Genomic DNA, 20,748 nt, shown 5'->3' with positions numbered 1-20,748 from the left:
TCAAACTCATAGCCTAGTTTACTAAAAAATAGCCGAAATCTTTTCTTTTGTAGGTTATTGATCATTTTTACTCCACAATTTATTTAAATCTATATCTTGGCTATCAGGTTGCTTTTCTATGTTGAGTTTTTCTACTTGCAAAAGTAATGGAATATCAAAAGATACTCCTGTAACAACACAACTACCTTTAGACAAATTATGTATCATTTTTTTTGATAAATTATCTAATGTACTAATAGTATTATCTAATAAAAACAGATCTCTATCATTAACTAACCTATGTATGAAGAAATTATGTATTTGTGACATTATCGTGGCAGATATATCTGCTGGTCTTTGGCTAGATATAGTTAAGAAAAAACCATACTTTCGACCTTCTTTGATTATTTCCTCAAAAACCTCTAACCTGTAATCTTTCCATATCTCATGCTCTCTTGATGATTGCTCTGATAAAATGTTATGAGCTTCATCTATAATAAGATGAAATGTTGTATCTGGCGGTGAGTTAGGATTATTTTTCTTATGTGCTTCATAGTACTGTTTTGCTATGATTAAAGGTAATATTTTCTTTATCTCTTGATTACAATTTCTAAATGAAATCACTGACAGTAATTTGTTCTCATTCTCACTAGTATCATCATTTGAAATAACATTTAAAACTTTTTCTAATGAATTTATAGAAGATTCTATTCTTTTTAAAAGTGGTTGTATGTGATCGAATTGAACATATCCATGAATTAAGTCGTTAATAAGCTGTAAATTTATTCTAATTTGTAACTCTTTAAAAAAGTCTACTTTGTCACAAGTTATTGATTCAACTTTATCATTTATTTTTTCTGAATAAGTAGGACACTCTTCTCCTCCGTCAAAATATGTACTGGGTTTTATATAAAATTTATCCTGATTACCGTGCCATAATATAGCTCTAAATTTAGATATTACATCTTCTTCACTGCACTCTAAAGTTTCCAAAACTTGTATAATAAGCTCTTTAGTGTCTTTGTGTTGACTTGATGTTGTAAACGCTTTTTTGATAGTAGTTTTTATGTAGTTCTTTAGACTATCATTATTTGTTGCATACTTTTCTTTGCCCGATACTACTCTATTAATAAAAGGTGTTTGCGTGCTTCTAGTTGCTTGAAATAATAGAGATAATATTTCAGTATTCCAAATATCTTTATCATTAACTGTTAATTTCTCACCACTATCTTTAACTCGTGTATTCAAATTAATGACATTTTTATTATTAGAATCAACAAACTGATCATTGGTATACTCACCATTGAAATCAATAATTAAAAAATTACTTTTATCTTTTATAAAGTCAATTTTTTTATCAAATAATTCTGTATATAATTTTGTAAGTGTGTTTGATTTACCACTTCCTGTATTACCAAAGACACCTATATGAGTATTGAACAATTTATACCATGGTAATGAAATAGGTATTTCTTCTTTTAAAAGATTTCCTATTTTAAAATTCTCATCAGAGTTTATAGAAAAAATATTTTTGATTTGAGTATCTGAAGCTAAATATACGCTATCTTTTATCATAGGTAGATATTTGATACCTTTAACAAATGTACCATCAACATCAAAGTAACCAACTGGCTTAGCATCTACTTTTCGTATGTATGTGGTTTTATTGCCTTCGTTTTCTACACGAGACTCATCAAGATATTCGCCTTCAACCATACATACTATTTTTTTAAATCCTCTATATATCAGAATATATTCTCTTATAGATAACCCTCTAAGCTCTTCACCATTATGAAATAAAACTTCTTTATTAGATTCTTCATATACTTTGAATGATACAGACACACCCTTAATAGCTATTACTTCACCGATTTTTATACTCATTTATTTGAGTCTCCAATTGAGAAAATTTCACTATTAAATTTAGTAAAATCTAAAATTTCCTCATCAGCACAAATATATTTAACATTCTGATACTGAGAAAACTTCTCTTTCATATTCTCTTTTTCTTTATCATTAAAACAACATATAAATACTTGTAGATTTGGATTAGAAAGTGATCTTTTAACTAAATTTTCTATATGCTCATCAGCGAAAGAGAAGCCAAAAGTTATAAGTACACATGATGGTTTCTCTAACTCATAGCTCATTAGCCTAAGCATTTGATAATAGTGTTCTTCAAAAACAGTCTCGTGAAATTTCCATTTAGTTGGGTTTACAATTGGTAGATTATTATATTCTTGCCAAAAACTCTCGCTATCACAACTACAGTCTTGATAAGTATAACTTTCAACATCAGATATTTTTTTACTTTCATCAGTAAGAATATTGCTAAATGCTTGTAAATCATTACAAACACTTATTTCTTGATGAGTTTTAATATAATCAACAGTAATACTTTCTTTTTCTTTACTCCAATAAATAGAGCCATGCAAATTAATAAGATTAATTTGTGGTATATCGACCTTGTACTGGTCAAAAACTCCTGTTTTACTGCTAAAGATATTAAAATTACTGGCTTTTAAATACTTTTTTTGAAACCCTAATGTTCCATCATTTATGATAAACTCTCTTTCTTTGAGTAATTCATTAGCAACCAAAGGCAAGCAACCATCATAATTAGTTGTAAATAAATTTATTTTTTTATTATTCTTTCGACCCAGAAGAGTTAATAAAGTGTTTAGAAAAGTCTTATAGTTTTCTATAACTTTTTTTTGATCACCTGTACTACAATCATCTAAGTTAAAATCTGCTACTGGTTTTATACATTCCTTATAGTAGTGCATAAACAATAATGTCTTTAAATCTCTTTTTTCATCTGCATCAAATTTAGTTGCTAGAGTTTCAATAGTATGACTCCCATTATCTAAAGCTATAGCTAAAGTTGGAAACAACCCAAAAGACGCTCCTGAACCTATTAAAATATTAATGTTATGATCATATATTTTCTCTATAGGGATTTTATTGCTAACATTCAGAACATCCGATTGATCTACTTCAAATTTAATATTATCACTCATCACACAAACATCCCCTGCATTAGTCCTTTTTTCTGAAGCTGTAACTGCTCTAGCTCCTGCTCTAATAGCTCTATCTCATCATCAAGAGCAGATAAAAAGTTAGCTATTTTAGTTTGTTCTGCTAGGCATGGTACAGGTATTATTGCCTTATTGAAATCTTTTAAATTATAATTACTCCTACCATCTCCTGTAGACATTGCTTTAGCATATTTAATATTCTTTTCTGAGTTGTAATACCAACATAAATAATCTGGTGAAATCTCATTAGTATTTTTTATTCTAGTGTTTAATGTTGCAAATCCTTGAGCCCCATCCAGTTTACTAGATATAACTGCTGAAACACCAATGTCTCCAGTATGAACTGTTACAACATCATTTTTCTGAAGCCTTCTAGTTTTATTTTTTTCATCAAAAGCAAAATCTAAATTTATTAATTTTTTTATATTTATCTTATTAGGTTTTATATCAGAATTTCTAATAAGATATACTCCATCTTCTACATATGAAGTAGTCATAGTTGTAACTAAGCCAATAGATGTTTTTGCTATACTTGTTACATTCTTCTCCACCCACTCAGGGTAGTCGCTACCATCATCATCTTTAAAGCGAACTTCTTGGCTAAAAAGCTTCTGCATCATGCCTTTTTTGTAGAGTTTTTTATTTTCAACTAGTGATTTTAAATTTTCAATTGAATCATCCCATGTGCTAAGGCAGTCGGCTATTTTTTGTTGTTCTGGGAGGGTTGGGAGGTTGATTTTTAAAGTTTTAAGCTGCGAGGAATATAAATGGATAACCGATATACCTTGAGATAACCTAGCTATTTCATACTTTTTAGAATTATTCAAATAATAAGATAAATACACACCATTTTGAAGTGTTCTTATTATATTAATATCACCACTAAGAGCTACATTATCTTTCATGACACATGATGCTGTAGCAATGTCAATAGCAGTTTCTCCAGATGCTGGAATGATTATATCTCCACTTTTACTTAAAACTAAATCATCAATACGCAAATTTGTTTTAGAATGTATTTCATTAATGGTTTCACTATATTTTGTATACAGTTCTCCATATCTTATACATTCAATACCATTTTCGGAAATATCATTTTTTGATATACCTTTTCCCTTAGAAAAAGCAGATACATCACCAAGCTTTTTTTCTACCCACTCACCACTAAACTCTTTAAATCTTAGTTTAGGGACTTTTTTAGATTCTGCATCTTTGTTCATATTATTCTCTCTTTTTTAGTCATTCCCACGCAGGTGGGAATCTCCTAATTTTTAGCTACAATCTAAAGATACCCGCCTTCGCGGGTATGACTATTTTTTATAGGTTCGCACTACCCCGAGCTGTTTCACAGCCCACCCCTTCAACCCTTGAAGGGGAATTTTTAGATTTTGTATTTTGCATTTTGTTTTCCAAATTTAAGTATTTTATCAGTTGTTTGCTCAGCTATCCTAAGCACTAAACCAAAATTTTTGAATGCCAACATTTCAAAAATACCGCTAATCAAAAAACCTCTTTTTTGAAGCTCTTCACTAATAAATAAGGCAACACCAAAATCTTTTTTTATCAAATCTTTTAAAGATAAAATTGGCAAAAAGAAAAAAATCATACCTATAAAGAATAGGAAAATCTCTAGCTTGACAAAAGCGTAACCTCCTATATTAACTGCAAGCTTCATTAAAAATAAAAATGATACAAACATTGCCGTATTGAGAAATATAAATCTCTTTGTATGTCTCAAACTCAAAAATGGCTTTTTCAAAACATAAGTCATAGCTAAACTACAAGTCATAACGCACAACACTACATTATTGTCAGCACACCCCTCAAAACTTATAAAAAGAAAACTCAAAAACAAATCAAAAAATACCGCTAAAACTATCATTATATTTTTATTTTTCACTGCTTATTTCCTTGTAGTTTTATTATAGTCTACTATAATAAGATTTAACTAAGCTATCCATCACTACCCTTGGTAAGCGATGGAAGCAATTCCCCTATTTCTAATCTGTCATTCTATGGCTTGACCATAGAATCCATTTTTTATGTCTATTTCCTAATTTTGTCTATGGATACTACGATCAAGTCGTAGTATGACAATATTATTTTAGTAATTCCCCTTCGCTCAGTGAAGGGGTGGCAGTCGCTAGACTGACGGGGTAGTTTTAAACACCCAACTCTTCCAAATACTCAGCCATTTTAGTTTTCAATTCTTCTCTCTTTGCTTCTAGCTCTGCTATAGTTTGCTTAGTCGCCTCGATATCTACAGGCTCTTCTTCCTCAAAAGTATCTACATATCTAGGGATATTTAGGTTGTAGTCATTTTCTTTGATTTCTTCTAAACTCGCAACATGGCTATATTTTTCTAAGCTTTCTCTAGACTTATAAGTATCAAATATCTTTTTGATATTATCATCTGTTAGTTTGTTTTGGTTTTTGCCTTTTTCAAACTCATTACTAGCATCTATAAATAGCACATCATTACTATCTTTTTGCTTTTTGAATACCATAATACAAGCAGGTATCGAAGTGCCAAAGAAAAGATTACTTGGTAAGCCTATCACAGCATCTAAGAGATTATTATCTATAATCTGCTGTCTAATTTTGCCCTCTGCGGCACCACGGAATAGCACTCCATGAGGCACAACCACAGCCATACGACCAGACTCATTTAGACTAGCTAACATGTGCTGGATAAAAGCATAGTCACCTTTTGACTTTGGCGGTATACCAAACTCAAAACGGCTATACACATCACTAGTAACATCATCCGCGCCCCATTTATCCAAACTAAATGGTGGGTTAGCAACAACTACATCGAACTTTTTAAGCTTATCATTTTCTAAAATACGTGGATTTCTAATCGTATCGCCATGTTGGATATTTGCATCATTTATATCATGCAAAAACATATTCATACGACATAGTGAATGAGTAGTGCTATTTCGCTCTTGCCCATAGATTGCAAAGTTGTTAGAGCCAATTTCTTTAGCTGCTTTTATCAATAAAGAGCCTGAGCCACAAGTAGGGTCATAGATCTCATCACCCTCTTTTGCTTGTACTAGCATAGCTAACAATGATGATACTTGGCTAGGTGTAAAAAATTCACCACCTTTTTTACCCGAATCACTCGCAAAGTTAGCAATCAGATACTCATAACTATCGCCAATGACATCGTTGCCCTCTAATTTACTCGGTGATAGATCTAGTTTAGGGTTATTAAAATCTTTTAGTAGGTTTTTTAGTATGCTATTTCTGTCTTTAGTATCACCTAGACTTTTAGCATCGTTAAAATCAACGCCTCTAAATATACCAGTTAGTTTTTGTGGGTTATCTTCCTCTATTCTATCTAGAGCAGCATTGATAATTTCACCGAGATTTTCTTTATCTTTATTAGCTAATAGATAATCAAAAGTACAACTATCATCTAATCTAAACTTTTCTCTAGAGAGAGCTCTTTCTATCATTTTTTCATCACCATTATATCTTTGTGATAACTGCTCTTTTTTCTCTTTGTAGAAATCTGATAGATATTTCACAAATAGCATGCTAAGAATATAGTCTTTATAACCATCTGGGTTTAGTGTTCCTCTAAATGTATCGCAAGCATTCCAAACTATTTGATTAATCTCTTTTTGTGTTGTTTTTTGCATGGCTATCCCCTTACTATATTATTGATTTTAAAAGCTGTTGTTTATGTTGGATTATTTGCTCTAGTACTTGTATTTCACTATAGCCTGTTTTTAGTACCGATATAAGTTGTTTTTGCTTTTCAATATTTGGTATATCAATCACTACTTCTTTTAAGCTTTGGATTTTTAAAAGTTGAATTGCTGTACCACCTTGAATATCTTTTTGTAATTGATTTTGTATATCTGAAGTATTCAATCTGAAAGCTAAATACTCAGGCAAAATAATATCAGTATTGCAGCGTATTATAGCCATATAAGACTGCACAAGAAGATTTGTATGATTTTTATCAATATATACAGCACTATTTGGCTTTCTAAGCCCAAAAATTATATCACCCTCTTGTGTACAACTAAAAGATAGATCTTTACTTGCAATAAATGTATCCGGTTGATACTTTTGAAGAATACCAGTATCGCTCAGCATATTTTGACTAAATAACAAATAACTCCTCTTGTCTTCTTTACCTTTTGAAGGATTATATTTATAACGAGCAGTTGCAACACCTATAAATATTTTGGCAACACTATCTAACTTTTGTCTCATTCTATACGTTCTATTCTTATGTATTACAATATTATACCTACACACCTATTTTACTCAACTTTATTTTGTTATATTTGCGTGTTGACTAATTAAAACCCAAGTGATTTAATTATCTTGATTTATTTTGATATATTTTAATGTGAGCAAAATAAATCATTAAAACAAAGAAATTAAGGATTTTTATGTCAGAAATTAAAAAACTCGCAGAATTGACTGAACAGCTTATACCTACACTATCAAAAAAATGTATAGATCTATATATTGAGGATATTTTAAAAGTCTTATCTAAAGCAGAACATAATTATACAAAAAATGATGCTATTGCTATATTTTGTTGGTTTTTCACAAATATTCATATTGATACAAACAATCTAATGCATAAAAGATTGTATGAAGATGAAAGCAATGATATTCCACTAATGTTCAAAGATAACAAAGACTTAAAAGCATATTTTTATAGCCTTTTTGTGATTAATTGTGATAAGTACTATACCTACATATTTAAACCATTTCTTAAGGACTTAGTTAGTGACTCTGACAGGTTTATAATAAGCAATATAAAACTAAATAAAATTGACTATTCAAATTTACACCAATACTCTTATGACACATTATTTATCGAAACTGATGAAACAAATATAATAGACATAATGTCGGCATGGTCTAAGGTTGATACATTAAAAAAACTAGGAAGATATGTCGATAAAAAAGATTTTCCTATTCTAAAAGAGATAACTGTAGATATTAACTATACAAATGATTTTGATAAGTTAGATATATTTGGCAATTTTGAGGACTATAAATATCCACACATAACACCTAGTGACTTGTTTATATTACTTCATCATAGGTTATTAGCCTATACAAAATGGCTACATCTAGGAACTATGATAGATAAAACAATAACACCAAATAACATTAGAGAATCAAAAAATACTATGCTAAACAAGACTTTTAGTACTTTTCTCAAAACTTTAATAACAAATCCAATGAATGCTCGAGTATTTGGAGAAGATCATAAAATATTGTGGAGTGAAAATCCTCTAGGAAACAACTATGAAAAATCTTTTTATAGAGCATCTAAAGCCCCTCATGGCAAAAAAGTAAACCTTTTCAACAATCTTGCTGCTCTAATGATAAAAGAACATGGTACTAATACTAGTAAACTTATAGGTGTACCGAGAGAGCTTAAAAAAACGAATAATGAAAAATTTATAAAAGAATTTAATACTTTATGGAATGATGGTCACTTACTGAAATATATAGATGCTTTTATATATCGAGAAATGACAGGTGATGATAATGATATTATGAATTGTGTGAAAACCAAAAAAGGCAAAGATACTAAAGATAGTAGATATAAGAAATATTTTATTCAGAGATTTAACTATCAATACTTATCTGATTTAGCATTCTATTATGATAGGAATGATGTAACAATTGATTTGCAAGAAATTTATATGTAAAAATGATAAAGAGTTTTTTAAAAGAAAACAGCTACTTGATTATCAACTTCAAAGGTTGTTATATCACCTGATAACTCAATATCGCGAGCTAGAGATTGAAAGTCGATATAATATCTTAGATATTCTGAAATTGATGAAATATCAGTAGTTTCTTCTGCATAATCTTCAACTGAGTCATATAAGCCTATGAAACGATCATTTATCATTTCAATAGCTTCATCAATGCTATTTGTATATTTATAAGCTTCTATAAAAAGCTCATCATGTTCTACAATGTTTTGAGCTACTTGAGAAATAGTCTCTAAGCTTTCATACTCTGACAAACCTAAATTATCAAAATCTTCATAATCATGTATTGCCCACTCTTCAGCATCTGGCATAGGTGAATCTGCTAAAATCTCTTGGATTTCATCTTCTAAAGCAGAAACATCTTGGTTTGCGTTAATCCATTTACCGTATAAGATACCATTGTTATAGCTTGCTAAACATGCAATATAGATTTGAGGCTCGTAGTTTGTTGTCATTTTTTGCTCCTTTTGCTTTCACTGTTACAACAACTTGAAGGACAGCCAATTACAAAACATAGAAAATCATGGTGGAACTCACAGGCAAAACCTTGATTTTATATGGTATTGGCAAACTGGTTTGGTGTAGTACAGTGACAAAAGGTATTAGTCAAAAAATACAAACGAAGAACTTATTTTAGTCATCGCATTAGCTAAAGATATGCAATGATTATCTAGGTATTTATGGATTAGCAAAGCTAGGTGTTTTTAGAAGTTAGAAATACTGGTTTTAGTAGTGGCTATGCTGGTGCTGTTGGGCTGGTATGAGTAGATTTTGTGGGTTTGTTTGAGTGTTTCAAGTGACTATTTCTAGTAGTTATTGTAGATATCATTGAGCTTTTAGAAGCTATAAATTTAATAATACAGACTTATGTGTTTTTTGCAGTGAGTGTGTTTGTGAATCTAACTGTACCATGTCATAATGATTATGGTTAATAAAGAAAATTCTTTTTTCTTTAGCAAAACGATACCTTAAGCTGGTGAACAAATGAATATGCTAAAAGAAGCAAATCTAATATATAGAATGGGAATTAATAAAAAGAGGAAAATATATTTACTTGAACAAAATGCTATAGATTGCTCTTCTGAGATGGATGCACAAGATCAAAATATGAGACCAGAGATATGTAATAATCAATCAGAAGGCTTAAGAAAAACAAAAGATTATTTAAGAAAACTAAAAACCTTATTATAAAAACTCACTATATCTACAATAATAAATCCAACATTTTAGTCATCATATTTTCTTCTAGCAAGTTATTAATATAAAGGTTGTAAACATGAGTAAAATACATGACTCTGAGGTAAAGTCAGCACGCTTACCTAAAGAATTTATAAACAAACTATCAAATCCACTATCTCGCTTTCTACATATAGAAGCTATAGGTGGATTAATACTATTATTTTCTACAATAGTAGCTTTAATTATATCAAATTCTCCTTGGGCTAATGGTTTTAGTCAAATTTGGGAAACAAAACTTGGGGTTCATATAAGTTCTTATGATTTTTCAAAATCAATAAAAGAATGGATTAATGATGGATTAATGACTCTATTTTTTTTCATCATATCGCTTGAATTAAAAAGGTATTTTGCCTTTGGAGGAGTAGCCAAGTTTCGCGAAGGTATGTTTGCCACATTAGCAGCATTCGGTGGAATGTTAGTACCTGTAATAATTTATATTATTCTACTACAAGGTAGATCAGAAATATCCTCATGGGCTACTGTAATGGTTACAGATACAGCTTTTGTTGTTGGAGCTTTGGGGATATTAGGTTCTCGAATTAATAATAGCTTACGTATTTTTCTTCTTTCTTTAGCTATTGTTGATGATGTCTGTTCTATACTTGTGGTAACTTTTTTTTATAGTCATCGTTTATATTGGTTGATAATTATACTAGCAATAAGTGTATTAATCATAATTCGTTTGATGACTATAACTGGTGTTCGTGATCTAAAAATATATCTTGTAATCGGATGTATAATATGGATTTTGTTTGATGCCTCTGGAATTCATGCTACGATTGCAGGGGTGATTTTAGGTTTAATGACTCCTTCTAGAAGATGGGTTGATGATACAAGGTTATATAATATTCTTAATAATGTAACATCTCATCCTACAAATAAGGAAAATAGTTATGATACTAAAGATAGGCATACCTTATATATGGCAGAAATAGCTATTCGTGAATCATTATCACCTATAGAAAGATTAATAGTAACTCTACATCCATGGGTTAATTTTGTTATACTTCCACTTTTTATACTAGCAAATGCAAGCATAACTCTCTCATTTGAGAATATAAATAGCTATCTTATATTTTCTATATTCATAGCTTTTGCCTTAGGTAAACCTATTGGTGTATTATTATTTAGTTGGCTAGCTGTAGTTACAAAAATTGCTAAGTTCCCAGCTGATCTAAATTGGGGATTATTGACTGGAGGAGCAATACTAGCAGGAGCTGGGTTCACAATGGCACTATTTATTGCCAATCTGGCTTCACAGGAACAATTTATGAATAGCATCAAAATTGCTATATTATTAGCTTCCAGCTTTTCTATTATTTTTGGACTTCTTTATTTAACAATATACTCTCATATAAGAAATCAAAAACTTAAAGATTAGATAAAAATAAAATGTTCAAGTTTTTCATATTTATATAGGTGTAAACTCAAACCATTTCCAAACATCTTCAGTTAGATTGAATTGTCGTTTCTGCCCATTAGTTGAAATAGTCACTGATTTTATTGACTTTATAGCTTTTTCAACCATTTGAGCCTTAGCTTGATCTGGCATCACATATCTAACTTTAGTTATCTGATTAGCTTTTATCATTTTCAGATATTGAACTATTATCTGCTGATAGCGATATTTACTTTTTATTGTTCGCTCAGCTTCTATAGCTATCTTTTGATTATCTTCTGTAATAATAATTGCATCAGGTCTTTTAACATTTTTGCCACCAAACCAGTCATCAGTTAGCCATCTACCACTGATATATTTATGGTTTTGTTTAATTACTTGTAAATGTATCTGCTGACAAAGAAACTTATGTAATAGCTGACTATGTTTAAGTTTACTTATCTCAAAACCTCTTCTATCAAGATGATTAGTTTCAGCCATACCTTGTGAAGTAATACCTATTATCTTATAAGTTTTATTAGTTTCTTCTACACTAGGTAAATTTATCTCTCTAGCAAAACCTAGTTTTTCTAGTCTTTTGATAAATCCACCAATACCTTGAGATGAAGTAATACCAGTCACTTCTTTTAAGATCTGCCTATTAGTATAAACTTCATCAGCTAAGAAATCTAAGGCAAACTTAACTCGTTTATTGCCTTGTTCTATAAGATCTTTTCTACCTCTAGTCTCAATCATAAAGCCCCCATAATATCATTATCATCTTCTGAGTTTGTTTCAGAGTCATTGACACTATAAGGTTCAGCTTGTAGAACCGTTGGAAATTCTACGCTTTCTGGATATTTAAGAACCTCTGTTTGGACTAATCTAGGTAATCCCTGACCAACAAATATACCAACCTTAGGAGGTAAGTTAGCAAGCATTGTTGCACTATAAATATTTACCTTTTGAGGAATTTGAGTGGTTTCCATTATTTGATTTATTTCTTGTAAGGCCTCATTTCTTTTTATATGGTTATGCTCAATATTAACTATCTTCTCTCCAGTCATTTTACTGGCTTTTTCAGACAGATCTTCATGTGGCTGTTGATAAATAAGTTTTAGAGAATTATTCTTAACTGTAGTTATAACCGCTGATCCTTTAACATCAGAATCTATACCATCTAAGCTTTCAAATGATGTCATATTCATTAGAATAGTACACCTCTTTTTACGCACTTGTTCAATTGCTGATTTTACGGTTTTATTAACAAACTCAGCAAACTCATCAACAAATAAGAAAACATGATTAGTATCCTCTAACCTTCTAGACTTTATGATCTGTAAAACTCTTACAAAAAAAGCCTTACATAGATATGTAATCTCATCATCCTCTGACATTTCAGGACATGAAACATATATAACATCTCCATTTTCAATTGCTTTTGCTATAGATATACTTTCCTTCACTTTAAACATTGGAATATCTGCAAAATCTAAAAATTCTTGTACAAACTGAGGAATATCTCCATTATCAGCTCTGAAATAATCCTCATTATATATTTCAAAAACTTGTTTATGTAGGTCATACATACATTTAACTTCATCTGCTTCTTTTAGTACCTTTTCATATACTCTTCTAGCCTTTCTTGAGAACTTAGCATGATAATTACCCTCTGAATTTCTAATTTTTAGTGCTGGAAATAATACATTTGTTAGCCTTCTAAATTCGCCTTTTTTACATTGTTGTAAAATATCAATTTGTGGAATTTCATAGTCATTAAAATCTATCAGATGAAATTTTTTACCCATTCTTTCAGCATTATATTTAAGATTTTTCATCATATGATCATCATCATTCGGATCAAAAACAATTACAGATTGATTCTTTAAAATCATCTGTACTAAAAAAACTTGTGAAAAAACTCCTTTACCAGAACTACTAGCTCCAACTATCGCAAAATGTGGTAGTTCTTTATTTATAATTTTTTTATCATCTATATATATAGGTTTTTTATTTTCTATATCTCTAGCTATGAATGTGTGATTTTTATTAAAAAAATTTGATGGCTCAAAAGTTTTTAGCTTTTTTAGCTTAATATCTAGTTCATTTAATTCATCTTTTGAGCTTTTAATCCCTTCTATTTTTCTATTATTGTTAGCTTTTTCTGTCATATACTGAGAAAAAAATGGCTCTATTTTTTTAGCATATAAAGTTTTTGATAAGACAAACTGTATTATTATAAACACTAATAAAGCAATATAGAAAATAGCAATATTAGTCCATATATAATTTGATAGTAGATCGTAAGCCCTTAAGTAAGGATTAACACTAATAATCTGATTAAATCGTTCTATTGGATTGCCAAAAAAATGCATATAGCTAAAGGCTCTTGTAACATAAACTGCCATCACCCAGCCTACACCTATAAAAAATATAGAGATTATAATAGTGTAGAATATTACTGATAGCCCTTGAAGCAATTGAATTTCAAATGTTGTCTCTTGATTTTGTAACATTTTAAATCCAATATAATGAGAAATAGATATTACTGGTAATAGTAACAATAATCTAAAATACCAGCCCCCATCTGTCTTAAAGCCTGAATAATCAACAAGGCTTGATATAGTAGACAAGACCATATCTAACCCGTCTATATTATATGATAAAAGTATTACTATGCATGAGATTATCGGTAACGATACTGCCAGATAAAATGTAATACCTATAGTTGACATATCTTTAGATATATTTTGATTTTTCATAATAAATTCCTTATTAAATCATGTTCACACTTATATTTTCTAGAAAGACAAAATGAACACTATATGAACACCTCTGTTCACAAAATTTTCATATTTTTGTTTACACTTTAAATTACTAAAAGCTAGATATTGCTTAAGCCTTTAGCTTAAATATTATCTTGTTCATACTATGTACATTCTCATGTTCTATAAATGTTCATTGTTCACAACCTCTAGACAAAAATAACGTGAACACTACTTTTTATTTTGTTTGTACGCTTTGACAACCTTACTAACTAATCCAAGGCTACAATCCATCTCTTGTGCTATATCTCTCTGAGTCATATCAGATTGATACATTTCAATTATTCGCTCATCTCTAGATTGCTTAGCAGTCGAAATATTCCAATGCCCATTCACTAAGTGAACCTCTATATCCTCAATTTTTTCGCCATTACGATTTTTCTCAACCTTCACTATAAACCGAGCACCCTGCTCGTACTCATAATCAGAAGGATGCTTTAAGCACAATACAGTATCCAACACATCTTGCTTGGCTGAGGAACCTCTATTAGTTCCATTTTTGCCAGCATGATCTACCAAAAGAATAGTTTTACCCTTAGCTCTAAGGCTCAACAACCAGTCTTGCGTAATACGCCATGCTTCTGTTGTATTCTCCCTACCACTACGACAAAGAGTGGCTAAATTATCCAAAACTATAAAATCAGCCCAATCAACAAGATCTTCGAGAGAGTCTTGTCCTTCTAGGGTTGATAGATCTGGCATTACCTGATCAGCTAATAAAGTATCATGACTTACAATTTTAAATTGGCTATTGGAAAGTCCATTAGATAGATTCATTAATCTGTCTCTTATGCTTACCAAAGGCATTTCTCCATCTATAAATAATGTATTTACAGATCTATTAGCTTCCCAACTGAGAAAACTTGTACCTGTAGATATTGCCCAAGCTATCCCTGTAGATAAATGCGTTTTTCCTACACCTCGTTCTGCGTATACCATTATTAAATCTTTTTCTTTTATGATAGGCTCAAGCAAAAATTCTTTAGATCTTAAATCCTTAGCAACTACTTCATCCCATGATAATGCTTGAACTTTTTTAGATGCTACTTGGTTCTGGATCTCCTTATATGCTGAACTAACAATATTGCAAAACTCAAAGAAACCAATGCTTTGATCTATGCTCTCAACTACATCTGTATTTTCATCTGTTAGATTTTTTTTGATTGAACTTTTAATAAAGAAGTTCAACATATCTAAATGTGACTGTTTCATTTTTTTATATTTACTATCAGAAATCTCTCCCTGATTAAATTTATTTGTAAGCTCATTAATTTTATCTAATGTCCAATTCACAGACTCAGCTTCATTAATCAAAATAGAACTTATGTTATTCATATCAAATTGCTGATCTGAGTTTTTATTTAACATAATTAGCCTCCTCAACATCTCTAAACTGTTTTTGCTTCTTATTTCGTTGCTCAACGAAACTAGCCATAAACTTATCAACTTCAGATTTTAGCCATAGACTATTGCCAAAAACCTTTATAGGCTTAGGAAAATCCCCTCTCGCGATATACGCATAAAGAGTCGTTTTTTTCTTTTTTATTATCTTCAGGACTTCATCTATCTTTAAATATTCTTCTTCCATAGTTATTAATCTCATAATTCTTTTATGCTCTCGAAAGCGATTGAACACTACCGGCTACTTTTGTATACATGAGATATTATTTAATAATATTGAAAGTATAGAAAGGACACTATTTATACAAAAACTGTCCTTGACAAGTATGATATAATTATGGGTTTTTGAATCTTGTATTATTCAATTTAGTTCATATATTCAGCCCACTCCTCCATTAGTAAAGCTCTTTTTTCTAGTAAATTTCCTCTTCTATAGGCAGCTTCTACTTTATCTTCGATTTCATGGGCTAAAGCCATTCTTCCGACATGTAAAGGATAATTACTTTTCTCAGTTACCCAATTCAAGAATGTAGATCTAAAACCATGCTGTGTTATAACTTTATTATAAACTGGATCAATATAGCCTTTAGAATCTGTATTTCTCTTTTTTAAATTTTCATGAAGATTCAAAATAACATTCTTCAAGGCTTTATCTGATATTTGATTACCCTTAGTATTTGGAAACACTAGTTTGTTATTTGCTAATTTCTTCACATTCTTAAGTACTTCTATAGATCTTTTAGATAGAGGTATTGTATGTGATTTAGCCTTGCTTGCCGAACCTTTCATTATTTCAGCTGGAATAATCCAAACATTTTTTTTAAAATCAAACTGATCCCAAGATGCTCTTGCTACTTGTCCAAATCTACTAGCCGTTAAAATTGCAAACTCTAAAGCTAAAGATGGTATTGAAGCTTCAGCTTTAAGATCTTTAATAAAACTTGGTAGCTGACTATATGGCAAAGCAGGATGATGACTAGTTTTTTGTGTGAGTTTTCCAGATGGTAATAAAACCTCAACCTGTTTTTTAGATGGTGTTGGATTAAGTTCATGATAGAGACTGGATGCAATAGCAAAATCAAAGATATTAGAAATATACGATCTCAACTTAGTTGATGTATCATGTATTTCTGTCCAGATTGGCTTCAAAGTTTCTGTAATATGTGTATGTGTAATTTCACTTATTGGCATTTTCCCAAGAGTTGGAAATATATTTCTTTCAAAAGCTCTTGTCCATCTTGGAAAATCTTTTGGATTTTTCCATTCCTGTGATTTTTTCTCAAGCCACAACCTAGTTACATATTCAAAAGTAATTTGTTTCTTTTGTTCTTCTTGATTGATTATATCGAGCTTCGCTTTTCTATCTGCAATAGGATCGACTCCATTCAAAAGTAGTAACCTACATTCTTTAGCATACTCTCTAGCATCTTTTAACTTGACTAAAGGAAATGAACCTAACCCCATCTCCTTTCTTTTTTGCTTTATGCCATTTATACCTGTTCCAAGAGCAGTATACTTAAATATCCATGATTTAGCTCCGCTATTAGTTATTTGAAGATGAAGACCTTCTACACCTCCAACACTACATAATTGTCTTGGTCCTTTGGTTATTTTTTTTAAAGCTTCAACCTCTTTATGACTAAGTGTTTTTGGTATCCTCATGATATTTCCTACCCTACTAAATACCCTACTATAATAAGTGGATAGTAACGAATTAATACGAACTTTTCAATACTAAATAAGATTTTATTAATAGCCGTATGCATTGATATTATTGGCTTAGAGAACTATTTTGAACTAAAGTGGTAAAAATTAAACTTAATAGGTGACGTCCTCTTTCTCCGCCATTAATTAAAGCTCACAGCAATGTGGGCTTTTTTTATGTCTAAATTTCATTAGCTCATATTTTTAATTGCTATGAATTATGATTAATAATTGTGGTTTTATATTTATTTTTTACATCTAATTAGTTAGTATTATCAATAAATTTCACATCTTAATACGAAATAAATTTTCAAACACTATGTTTAATAATTTTTTTGCTTGTATAATACTTTTATTTTTGACTAATTTTCTTATAGCAGCTCCTATTACTTATTATTGTCCTTCTCCTCAAGATTTTATTCAAAAGAACCAAAAGCTTACAGCAAAGACTAAATATCATGAATTTAAATATTCTTGGATAGCAACTGATCAAACACATTCACAATTTCCAGAGTACCCTCTAACCTTTAAAGGAGCTAATCTAGTAGACTGTAAAAGTAATTTATGTGATTTAAAATGTTACTATTATTCAAATATAGAAGGACACATAATTACATCAACTATACAATCAAATAACAGACTCCATATCTATAAATATCCAAATCATTATCTTAAAAACTTCAGCTGCCAATACACAGAGCATGTTGACTGCCCTTTTATTATCAATGTATATTAATTCAGCTATCAATTTTTAAAGTTGTAACTATATGACAAGTTATTTATGGTTGCTTATTCTAGTATAGTTATTTTGAATATAGTCCACTTTATATACAGCATCACGAAAACTAAACGGGTACTTTAGTTTTAACTCATGAACATTATTATATACTTGCTCTATTAATTTTATTCTTTGTTCTCTGAATATAGTTTTTTGACCAACCAGATCAAGTAAATTAAGATTATAGGTCCATTGTTGATCTCCAAGCATGTGGAAATATTTTATAAAATCATCTTCAAATCTAGTCTTATGGCTTTGGCTATCTTCCATATTTGCTAAAATTTCTACTTGTCCTTTATGGCTTTGACTCCAAAAACATGCTAAAAAAATTGCCTGACATTCAGATAAAACAAATGGTAGTGTTTTCCAAGGAAGACCAATAAATCCAAGATTTAAATACCTTTCATGAAGCAGCTGATTGAGTAATGGTTGAACAATATTGTTATCTGTTGAAACTAAATCACAAGATAAAAATGGAAAGTCATATTTATAACCAGTACAAAAAATCACTTCATCTACATGAATTTTGTTACCATTATCAGTTATTACTATACACTCATTTTCTGCACATATTATTTCTCTTAATGATGAGGTAAATTTTATGTCTCTTTTAACATCATTAAGATTATACGATTCTTTTTTATTATCTAAATTTCGTAATGAAACATACACTTCTCTGCCACTTTCAAATAATTCTCTAGAAATATCCATACCTGATGAAGAGTATCCTACACACATAACCCTTCTTCCATGATTGTTGGGCGATCTATAATATTTACTATGAGAAATATTTTTATTATCGATACTATCTAAACCTACTATCTCTTGAGGAATTTTAGGTTGATTATAATGACCATTTGCTACAATAATAAACTCAAAGTCTTCTTGATATCTTATTTGATCTTTTATATATGTAACTCGCCACACAGGATTTTTATCTAATTTATCTAATGGATTTAGGCTAATTACTTCAGAGTTTAAACAAACATGCTTATCAATTTGCCAAACTTTAGCATTTTGCTCCAGATATTTTCTGACATCTTGATAGCTTATAAATGACTGTTCAGATTTATATGGAATTTGTTGATTTTCAAAAACCATAATCTCTTTAGGTAAATTAGTTCTAAGATTTTTATATAGAGCACCATCTTTATCATTATAATTCCAAACTCCAGCAACATTATTAGTTTTTTCAAAAGTAGTTACATTAAAACCTCTATCCAGCAATATTTTTGCACTAATAATACCACTTGCTCCACCACCAATAATAGCAACCTTACTCATAAACTCTACCTAGAAATATTACATTTATAACCACTAAACTTACGGATATTTATAACTCCTGTATCAAATATTAGATACTGCCCTTTTATTCCCATAAGCTTAGCATCAATTATAGGATCTTTATCTAAATTGAAAGATTTAATTTTTGTTGGATACTCTAACACTGGATAGTTAATATTTTGAATCTTACCATCAACAGGTTCGACACTATTTTCACCATATTTAGCTTTTATTTCAGCTATTTTTTCACTAGATTTTTCCATTAATTCATCTCTTAAACTAGCAAAATTCACACTATTCTCTGGATCACCTTGAAGCATCTTTCGCCAATTTGTTTTATCAGAAATATGATCTTTGATAGCAACCTCAACTAAACCTGATATTAGTCTACTCTCAACTGCAAATATTGGGATAGCTTGACTAGCTCCTTGATCTATCCATCGTGATGGTACATTTTTTAGCTTTGTAATACCTACTTTAGTATCTCCAGTATTTGCTAAATAGACTATATGTGTCTTCATACAGTTTTCTTCACCCCAGCCAGAGTCTCTACAAGTCCCAGCTGCAAAGTGACATAACTCAGGCTTAACTATACAAATATCACACTCAGGCAACTTTCTCATACACATAAAACAATGCCCCTGAGAATAGCTTTTTTTAGTTTTAGCTCCACAAGATACACAATTTATCTCATCTAAAAACTCTATTTTTAAATTTTGACCAATATAGTCATTGATGCAAATATCATCTAAATAATAAATAGCATTATTTGATTCATCTAGAGATGTATTCATTTTATGTAGATTTATAGTTTTTTCCATTTTATTATTTTGTACAAATTAAACTGTCTCTTAGCATACCAGACTTTAAAACTAGTTAAAATGCTTGTAATTATTAGCTATAATCAGATCATTAGAATATTCTTTTAAAAAATATGAGCGTAAGACTAGATAAATGGCTATGGGCTGCTAGATTTTATAAAACCAGAGCATTAGCTAAAAAAGCAATTGAAGGTGGTAAAGTACACTTCCAAGGGCAAAAAACAAAAGTAAGTAAAACTGTAAATATTGGAGATGTATATCAAATACAGCAGTCACATATAAAAAAGACTGTAATTGTTGAAGCCCTTGATAAGGTTCGAAAATCTGCTACTGAAGCTCAAAAGCTCTATACAGAAACATCTGAAAGTATAGAAAAAAGAGAGAAAGAAGCAGCTCTTAGAAAAACTACTAACTTACCAAGTCCAGAAAAGCCTACAAAAAAACAACGTAGGCAAATAATAAATTTTAAAAGAAAAGATTAATCACTAAACTTCTCTATCATTTTCAGCACAATATAAATTATCGCGCTAATA

Annotated in this window: 19 protein-coding genes; 5 read left to right on the top strand and 14 right to left on the bottom strand. The window is 30.2% G+C overall.

All coding sequences use genetic code 11. From position 1 onward, the window contains the following. Positions 1–54 precede the first annotated feature (54 nt). The 6 genes from QI37_RS00245 to QI37_RS00220 all read right to left on the bottom strand — a co-directional run bounded on the left by QI37_RS00245 (position 55) and on the right by QI37_RS00220 (position 7,250). Positions 55–1,863, bottom strand: a complete 1,809-nt coding sequence (locus QI37_RS00245) for an ATP-binding protein (protein WP_040007492.1) — start codon at positions 1,861–1,863, stop codon at positions 55–57. After that, complete coding sequence (locus tag QI37_RS00240) at positions 1,860–2,999, bottom strand: SIR2 family protein (protein WP_081946965.1); 1,140 nt, start codon at positions 2,997–2,999, stop codon at positions 1,860–1,862. Before QI37_RS00240 ends, QI37_RS00245 begins: the two co-directional genes overlap by 4 nt. Further along, positions 2,999–4,237, bottom strand: coding sequence for a restriction endonuclease subunit S (locus tag QI37_RS00235; RefSeq protein WP_040007490.1), 1,239 nt, complete (start codon positions 4,235–4,237; stop codon positions 2,999–3,001). Before QI37_RS00235 ends, QI37_RS00240 begins: the two co-directional genes overlap by 1 nt. A gap of 161 nt (positions 4,238–4,398) precedes the next feature. Beyond that, positions 4,399–4,917, bottom strand: a complete 519-nt coding sequence (locus QI37_RS00230; protein ID WP_040007488.1) for a hypothetical protein — start codon at positions 4,915–4,917, stop codon at positions 4,399–4,401. A 262-nt stretch (positions 4,918–5,179) separates the two neighbouring features. Next, positions 5,180–6,667, bottom strand: coding sequence for a type I restriction-modification system subunit M (locus QI37_RS00225; protein ID WP_040007486.1), 1,488 nt, complete (start codon positions 6,665–6,667; stop codon positions 5,180–5,182). Between the two features lie 13 nt (positions 6,668–6,680). Beyond that, positions 6,681–7,250 carry a restriction endonuclease subunit S gene (locus tag QI37_RS00220; protein ID WP_040007485.1) on the bottom strand — a complete coding sequence of 190 codons (570 nt, stop codon included), beginning with the start codon at positions 7,248–7,250 and terminating at the stop codon, positions 6,681–6,683. A gap of 182 nt (positions 7,251–7,432) precedes the next feature. Here QI37_RS00220 and QI37_RS00215 point away from each other — a divergent pair, with 182 nt between their 5' ends. Beyond that, positions 7,433–8,716 (top strand): hypothetical protein, encoded by a 1,284-nt coding sequence (locus QI37_RS00215; protein WP_040007483.1) that lies wholly within the window; start codon positions 7,433–7,435, stop codon positions 8,714–8,716. 17 nt (positions 8,717–8,733) lie between these two features. Here the strand turns inward: QI37_RS00215 and QI37_RS00210 are convergent, their stop codons facing one another. Continuing rightward, positions 8,734–9,240, bottom strand: coding sequence for an antirestriction protein ArdA (locus QI37_RS00210; RefSeq protein WP_040007481.1), 507 nt, complete (start codon positions 9,238–9,240; stop codon positions 8,734–8,736). A 529-nt stretch (positions 9,241–9,769) separates the two neighbouring features. On the opposite strand from QI37_RS00210, the gene QI37_RS00205 reads away from it, so the two are divergent. Further along, positions 9,770–9,976 carry a hypothetical protein gene (locus QI37_RS00205; protein ID WP_012281109.1) on the top strand — a complete coding sequence of 69 codons (207 nt, stop codon included), beginning with the start codon at positions 9,770–9,772 and terminating at the stop codon, positions 9,974–9,976. 85 nt (positions 9,977–10,061) lie between these two features. Next, positions 10,062–11,405, top strand: coding sequence for a Na+/H+ antiporter NhaA (gene nhaA, locus QI37_RS00200; protein ID WP_040007477.1), 1,344 nt, complete (start codon positions 10,062–10,064; stop codon positions 11,403–11,405). 30 nt (positions 11,406–11,435) lie between these two features. On the opposite strand, the gene QI37_RS10040 is transcribed toward nhaA, so the two are convergent. From QI37_RS10040 to QI37_RS00175, 5 genes are all read right to left on the bottom strand, one after another. Further along, complete coding sequence (locus tag QI37_RS10040; protein WP_081946964.1) at positions 11,436–12,158, bottom strand: TriL protein; 723 nt, start codon at positions 12,156–12,158, stop codon at positions 11,436–11,438. Then, positions 12,155–14,164 (bottom strand): helicase HerA domain-containing protein, encoded by a 2,010-nt coding sequence (locus QI37_RS00190; RefSeq protein WP_040007475.1) that lies wholly within the window; start codon positions 14,162–14,164, stop codon positions 12,155–12,157. Before QI37_RS00190 ends, QI37_RS10040 begins: the two co-directional genes overlap by 4 nt. Positions 14,165–14,398: 234 nt before the next feature. After that, positions 14,399–15,595, bottom strand: a complete 1,197-nt coding sequence (locus QI37_RS00185; RefSeq protein ID WP_081946963.1) for an AAA family ATPase — start codon at positions 15,593–15,595, stop codon at positions 14,399–14,401. Beyond that, complete coding sequence (locus tag QI37_RS00180) at positions 15,585–15,830, bottom strand: helix-turn-helix transcriptional regulator (RefSeq protein ID WP_040007474.1); 246 nt, start codon at positions 15,828–15,830, stop codon at positions 15,585–15,587. Before QI37_RS00180 ends, QI37_RS00185 begins: the two co-directional genes overlap by 11 nt. Positions 15,831–15,994: 164 nt before the next feature. Then, a complete protein-coding gene (locus QI37_RS00175) occupies positions 15,995–17,290 on the bottom strand; it encodes a tyrosine-type recombinase/integrase (RefSeq protein WP_052399108.1) in 1,296 nt (431 codons plus the stop codon). Positions 17,291–17,651: 361 nt separating this feature from the next. Here QI37_RS00175 and QI37_RS00170 point away from each other — a divergent pair, with 361 nt between their 5' ends. Beyond that, complete coding sequence (locus tag QI37_RS00170) at positions 17,652–18,068, top strand: hypothetical protein (protein WP_040007473.1); 417 nt, start codon at positions 17,652–17,654, stop codon at positions 18,066–18,068. 39 nt (positions 18,069–18,107) lie between these two features. On the opposite strand, the gene QI37_RS00165 is transcribed toward QI37_RS00170, so the two are convergent. Both QI37_RS00165 and QI37_RS00160 read right to left on the bottom strand, forming a co-directional pair. Continuing rightward, positions 18,108–19,394: an NAD(P)-binding domain-containing protein gene (locus tag QI37_RS00165; RefSeq protein WP_040007471.1), complete on the bottom strand. Its 1,287-nt coding sequence runs from the start codon at positions 19,392–19,394 to the stop codon at positions 18,108–18,110. A gap of 5 nt (positions 19,395–19,399) precedes the next feature. Beyond that, positions 19,400–20,215 carry a DUF2797 domain-containing protein gene (locus QI37_RS00160; RefSeq protein WP_040007470.1) on the bottom strand — a complete coding sequence of 272 codons (816 nt, stop codon included), beginning with the start codon at positions 20,213–20,215 and terminating at the stop codon, positions 19,400–19,402. Between the two features lie 113 nt (positions 20,216–20,328). On the opposite strand from QI37_RS00160, the gene QI37_RS00155 reads away from it, so the two are divergent. After that, positions 20,329–20,697: an RNA-binding S4 domain-containing protein gene (locus QI37_RS00155; protein WP_040007469.1), complete on the top strand. Its 369-nt coding sequence runs from the start codon at positions 20,329–20,331 to the stop codon at positions 20,695–20,697. Positions 20,698–20,748: the final 51 nt, after the last annotated feature.

The organism is Candidatus Francisella endociliophora (assembly GCF_000764555.1).
In the GTDB taxonomy this organism is placed as follows: Bacteria; Pseudomonadota; Gammaproteobacteria; order Francisellales; family Francisellaceae; genus Francisella; species Francisella endociliophora.
Note: the sequence above shows the minus strand (reverse complement) of the source record. Positions and strands in the feature narration are given on the sequence as shown.